General features: G+C 70.9%; 5 protein-coding genes, 1 tRNA gene and 1 rRNA gene. 5 read left to right on the top strand and 2 right to left on the bottom strand.

Annotated elements, in window-relative coordinates; all coding sequences use genetic code 11:
- The first annotated feature begins 269 nt into the window (after positions 1–269).
- Genes GTW08_RS16730 through GTW08_RS16720 form a run of 3 tightly spaced genes read left to right on the top strand, consistent with a single transcriptional unit; the run spans position 270 to position 2,521 of the window.
- Positions 270–1,115, top strand: a complete 846-nt coding sequence (locus tag GTW08_RS16730; protein WP_073577178.1) for a serine/threonine-protein kinase — start codon at positions 270–272, stop codon at positions 1,113–1,115.
- Between the two features lie 9 nt (positions 1,116–1,124).
- On the top strand, positions 1,125–1,697 hold the full coding sequence (locus GTW08_RS16725; RefSeq protein ID WP_062400887.1) for a hemerythrin domain-containing protein: 573 nt from the start codon (positions 1,125–1,127) through the stop codon (positions 1,695–1,697).
- Positions 1,698–1,699: 2 nt separating this feature from the next.
- The gene (locus GTW08_RS16720; protein ID WP_139282934.1) at positions 1,700–2,521 is read left to right on the top strand and encodes a family 1 encapsulin nanocompartment shell protein; all 822 of its coding nucleotides are present in this window, start codon (positions 1,700–1,702) and stop codon (positions 2,519–2,521) included.
- Positions 2,522–2,586: 65 nt separating this feature from the next.
- On the opposite strand, the gene GTW08_RS16715 is transcribed toward GTW08_RS16720, so the two are convergent.
- Positions 2,587–2,660, bottom strand: a tRNA-Arg gene (locus GTW08_RS16715).
- 192 nt (positions 2,661–2,852) lie between these two features.
- On the opposite strand from GTW08_RS16715, the gene GTW08_RS16710 reads away from it, so the two are divergent.
- The gene (locus GTW08_RS16710) at positions 2,853–3,656 is read left to right on the top strand and encodes a Stp1/IreP family PP2C-type Ser/Thr phosphatase (protein WP_073577177.1); all 804 of its coding nucleotides are present in this window, start codon (positions 2,853–2,855) and stop codon (positions 3,654–3,656) included.
- 3 nt (positions 3,657–3,659) lie between these two features.
- Here GTW08_RS16710 and GTW08_RS16705 read toward each other — a convergent pair whose 3' ends face one another.
- Positions 3,660–4,283: a methyltransferase domain-containing protein gene (locus GTW08_RS16705; RefSeq protein WP_139282933.1), complete on the bottom strand. Its 624-nt coding sequence runs from the start codon at positions 4,281–4,283 to the stop codon at positions 3,660–3,662.
- 737 nt (positions 4,284–5,020) lie between these two features.
- Between GTW08_RS16705 and GTW08_RS16700 the strand changes: the two genes are divergently transcribed.
- Positions 5,021–5,642, top strand: a 16S ribosomal RNA gene (locus GTW08_RS16700); the annotation flags it as partial.

Below are 5,642 nucleotides of genomic sequence, written 5' to 3'. Positions count from 1 at the left end.
ACCCGCACGGCGTGGTCGGCCGGTGGTGCGACGGCGGTCGCGCGGTGCCGGTGCACCGGCACCGCCGGCCGTGCCCGGTCGTCCGGTCGCGGACGGCGGGCCGCACCGGCGGAGCGCGGGGGGATCGTCGTCCTGCCACTGTCCCGCAAGGCCTTCCGAGTCCCGGGAATGGCCTCATCGGGTTGTTTACGGGTGCTCGTGAGAGTGACCGACGGGCTCCGGTCTGGACATGTGCACAGGTGGTGTCGGCACCGTCTGTCATGGCAGTGATGCGCTCTCCGGTCCCGGAGACCGACGTGATCGCCGGCCGCTACATCCTGGCGACCCACGTCGGTATCGGGTCGACGGCGACGGTGTACCGGGCGTGGGACCCGCACGAGGACCGGGTGGTCGCGGTCAAGCTGTTCCTCGACCGCTACGACGCCGATGGCGTGGACCGGCAGTGCCGTGAGCTGCGGACCATGGCCCACCTGGACCACCCGGGCCTGGTGCGGCTGCTGGGCGGGGGCGTCGACCGCGGCCGGCCCTTCCTGGTGGCCGAGCTCGTCGAGGGGGAGACGCTCGCGGCCCGGCTGGCCCGTGGCCCGCTGCCGGTCGAGCGGGCCGTCGCGATCGGCGCCGACATCGCGTCGGGGCTCGCGCACCTGCACAGCCGTGGGGTGGTGCACCGCGACGTGAAGCCCGCCAACATCCTGCTCTGTTCCGACACCGGCCGGGCGCGGCTCACCGACTTCGGCATCGCCCGCGTGCTGGGCCACTCCGTGCTGACCCGGACCGACGCCGTCCTGGGCACCGCGGCCTACCTCGCGCCCGAGCAGGTCGCCGGTGAGACCGTCGGGCTTGCCGCGGACGTGCACGCCCTCGGCCTGGTCCTGCTCGAGGCGCTCACCGGGGAGCGGGAGTACCCGGGGACCACGGTGGAGTCCGCCGTCGCCCGGCTGCACCGGCCTCCGCGTGTCCCGGACGAGCTGCCGGCCCGGCTGCACCGGGCGTTGTCCGACTCGACCCGCCGGCACCCGGGGGACCGGCCGGCCGCCGCCGACCTCGCCCTCCGCCTCCGGCACCCCCGACGACCGCCGGAACTTCGGCGAGACGACGGGTCCGGACCGTCGTAGCCTGCGCGGGTGCCGGACATCACGACCTTGATCCTCGACGACCACGCCTGGTTCCGCCGACAGTTCGCCGCGCTGGACGAGCTCCAGGCCCGCGACTCCGACCCCCGTGAGCTCGCCCGCCTCTGGGAGCCGCTCGCCGCGCGTCTCGACGTGCACGCCCTCGCCGAGGAGAAGATCTTCTACCCGCAGCTCCTCGCGCACGGGGAGGACCCGGAGGACGAGACGCTCGACGCCATCGGGGACCACAACGAGATCCGCGACGGCGTCGCGCAGGCCGAGCGCAGCCCGGTCGGCAGCGGCCAGTGGTGGGAGGGCGTGTGGGCCGCCCGCCGCGCCAACGACGAGCACATGGGCGAGGAGGAGAACGAGGGCCTCGCCAACTTCCGCCTGAACGCCACCACCGGCCTGCGCGAGTCGCTCGGCCGGCAGTTCGCCGAGTTCCTCGACGCCCACCCCACCACCGCGGGCCTCGACAACTCCGACAAGGACCCCGAGGCCTACGTCGACGAGGTCCAGGCCGAGATCGACCCGTCCGACCCGACCCGTGACGGGCTCGGCATCGGCAGCCTGAAGGGGAAGTAGCCGTGGCCGTGCACGACCACCTCCTGCGGGAGAAGGCACCCATCCCCACGACCGCGTGGAAGGCCGTCGACGACGAGGCGCGCGAGCGCCTGACCCCGCTCCTGGCCGGGCGACGCCTCGCCGACTGGACCGGGACCGCGGGCTGGCAGACGTCGTCGGTCGACCTCGGTCGCTCGCAGCGGCTCGACGGGCCGCCGCCGGGCGTGGCCGTCGACGGCATCACGGCCCGCCTGCGCCGGGTGCAGCCGCTCGCCGAGTTCCGGGTCCCGTTCACGGTGTCCCGCGACGAGATCGACGATCTGCAGCGCGGCGCGCAGGACCCGGAGTTCGACGACCTCGCCCGCGCCGCCCGCGCGGCCGCCGCGATCGAGAACCGCGCGATCTTCCACGGCTGGCCGGAGGCCGGCTTCGCGGGCATCGCGGACGTCTCGCCCTACGACACCGTGGCCCTGGGCGACAACCCCGACACCTACCCCGGCGCCGTCGCCCGTGCGGTGGACCAGCTGCGCCGCAACGGCATCGAGGGCCCCTACGCGATGGCGATCGCGCCCGAGGGCTACACCCGCATCGTGGAGACCGCCGAGCACGGCGGCTATCCGCTGTTTGAGCACCTGAGCCGCATCCTCGGCGGGCAGATCCTGCGCGCCCACGGCCTCGACGGGGCCGTGGTCGTCAGCCAGCGCGGCGGGGACTTCCTGCTCGACGTCGGCCAGGACCTGGCGATCGGCTACTCCGACCACGACGCCCGCGAGGTGCATCTCTACCTGGAGGAGAGCTTCACCTTCCGCGCCGTCGAGCCGGACGCGAGTGTGCGCCTGCGCTGACCCGCGGACCCCCACCGGCCGTGCCCCGTCGTGATCCGGCGGGGCACGGTCGTGTGCGGAAACTGTGCCCCCGGCAGGACTCGAACCTGCGACCTAGAGATTAGAAGGCTCTTGCTCTATCCATCTGAGCTACGAGGGCCGGCCGCCCCGGACCCCGTCCGGTGCGCTCCCACCGTAGCGAGGAGGGCAAGCGATCACGGCTGCGGCACCGTCGTCACGAACCACCCGATCCGGCCCGTGTGCTGGACGGAGTGCCATCCGACCGGTTGAAGCACACGCCGAACGGGCCTCGCCTGCGACGCTGACGGACCGTGACGTCCATACTGTCCCCATGGTGCTGGGACTGCGATCCGCGATCGGGTCGGATGTGGGCCGTCGCCGGACGTCGAACCAGGACTCCGGAGCGACGACCGGCCGACTGCTGATCGTGGCCGACGGGATGGGCGGTCACGCCCACGGCGAGATCGCCAGTGCGACGACGGTGTCGGTGTTCACCGAGCTGGAGGCCCGCCTCCCGCAGGACCTCAGCGACATCGACCTCGCCGCCGAGCTGACCGAGGCGCTCAACGACGCCACGGATCGGCTGGCCCGCCGCGCCGCGGACGAGCCGGAGATGCGGGGGATGGGCACGACCGTCGTCTCGCTGCTCCTCACCGGTGACCAACTCGCGCTCGCCCACATCGGCGACTCGCGCATCTACCTGCTGCGGAATGGCGAGCTGAGCCGTCTCACGCACGACCACACGATGGTCCAGCAGCTCGTCGACCAGGGCCAGATCACCCTCGAGGAGGCGGCGCACCACCCGCGCCGCTCCGTCCTGATGCGTGCGCTGAGCACCGACCATGCGCCGGACCCGGACCTCGACCGTGTCGACATCCTCGCCGGGGACCGCTATCTGCTCTGCTCGGACGGGGTCACCGCGGTGCTCGACGACGAGGCCCTGCACCGCGAGCTCGCCTCCGGCGCCGAGCCCGACCAGGTCGTCACCCAGCTGATCGCACTCGCCAACGAGGGCGGCGGGCCCGACAACATCACCGCGATCGTCGCCGACGTCGTGGAGATCGACGACGTCGACGCCCCGGGTCAGGACCTGCGGATCGCCGGGGCCGTCGCCGAGATCGCCACCGCGGACTGACCTTCAACGCCGGGCCACCACCCGGCGCAGCCGCACCGTGCGGACCGCCGAACGGTGCGCGGCGAGCTCCGCCCGGGCCCGCTCCGGCAGATCGGGCGGATAGACGCCGGCCGCGCACAGCTCGTCCGCCCCCTTCGACGGCTCGACCCCGTCGAGGGTGAAGTCGAGACGGTCGTCGGCGAGTACGGCGAAGTCCGCGGCGGCCGCGAGCCACTCCGGGTGTTCGACGGCCGACCGGTGCCGCCACGCGTCACGCACCGCCTTCCGCAGCGCGCCCCCACCCCAGCCGAACGACCGGGGCGCCGGCACCAGGACCGAGATGAGCCCGTGCGGGGCGAGTACCCGCCGCAGCTCCGCGAAGAGACCGTCGATGTCCCGTAGGTGTGGGAGCAGCATCGGCACGGCGACGCGGTCCACCGACCGCGTCCGCAGCGGGAGCGCCACGGGCGACGACGTGATCCACAGGGGCTCACTGTCCCCCGCCTCCGCCACCAGCCGCCCGGCGACGACGGTCGCCCGGACCCGACTCGTCGCACCCGGGGTTCGGCACCAGGCCGCCGCGGTGAGCTCCGCGCCGGCACGCAGCCGGTGCAGGACGGGCGGGAGGACGTCTCCGTCGGGGTGCACGCGCCGAGTCTCGCGTGCCGACGGACGGCTCCCACGAGGCACCACGACGAACGGCCACCCGCGGACGACGATCGTGATCACCGGTCTCCGCCCGTCCCCGTCGAGGACGAGCCCCCGCCTGCCGACCGCTCGTCGCGGCCGGGTGTCACGACGGACGGTCGAAAAGAATCTTGAAATTAGTTGGCGGGCAGGCGGGCGCGGGACGAACGACGGGTGGAGCGCCGGTTCCGGCCCCCGTCGCGAGCTTCCACTTGCGCGATCGGCGCTGGTCAACCAGTATCCGGAGTGAGCTCGTCAGGGCGACCGTTCGTCGCTCGACAGGGTCGGGCTCGACCGTGGTGCTGTGCGGCCCGGAGACGGGTTTGCCCAGGTCAGCGCGGGTTTCCGACCCCGGTTTGACGTGCCCGAATGCCATGCCGTAACTTTCTTCCTGTCAGCGAGTGAGCCGGACAGAACGGGCCCTGAGAGGCCCGGTCAACAGGCCCCGCGGACAGCGACCCCCGGTGGTTCATCGAGTTTCTCGGTGTGGTTGTCTTGGTGGGTCAAGGCGATCCGTCTTCAGGATCCCGCTTCCTTTTCAGGGGGTTGGGTGAGTGCGGTGCGGGTGTCTTTTGAGAACTCAACAGTGTGTCGAGCTATTTTGATTCGGTTTGGCGTTTTGTGCCAAATTGTTTGTTTGGTTGCAGCATTCGATCCCGTCGGGTGTTGTGGCCAGTTGTTTGTTGCAAGTCAGGGTTTTGTTGGAGAGTTTGATCCTGGCTCAGGACGAACGCTGGCGGCGTGCTTAACACATGCAAGTCGAGCGGTAAGGCCCTTTCGGGGGTACACGAGCGGCGAACGGGTGAGTAACACGTGGGTGACCTGCCCTCCACTCTGGGATAAGCCCGGGAAACTGGGTCTAATACCGGATAGGACCACTGATCGCATGGTTGGTGGTGGAAAGTTTTTTCGGTGGGGGATGGGCCCGCGGCCTATCAGCTTGTTGGTGGGGTGATGGCCTACCAAGGCGGTGACGGGTAGCCGGCCTGAGAGGGCGACCGGCCACACTGGGACTGAGACACGGCCCAGACTCCTACGGGAGGCAGCAGTGGGGAATATTGCGCAATGGGCGGAAGCCTGACGCAGCGACGCCGCGTGGGGGATGACGGCCTTCGGGTTGTAAACCTCTTTCGCCAGGGACGAAGAGCAATTGACGGTACCTGGAGAAGAAGCACCGGCCAACTACGTGCCAGCAGCCGCGGTAACACGTAGGGTGCGAGCGTTGTCCGGAATTATTGGGCGTAAAGAGCTCGTAGGCGGTGTGTCGCGTCGGCCGTGAAAACTTGGGGCTTAACTCTGAGCGTGCGGTCGATACGGGCA

Source organism: Pseudonocardia sp. SID8383, assembly GCF_009864975.1.
Classification (GTDB): domain Bacteria; phylum Actinomycetota; class Actinomycetes; order Mycobacteriales; family Pseudonocardiaceae; genus Pseudonocardia; species Pseudonocardia alni.
This window is presented reverse-complemented; position numbering and strand designations above follow the sequence as displayed.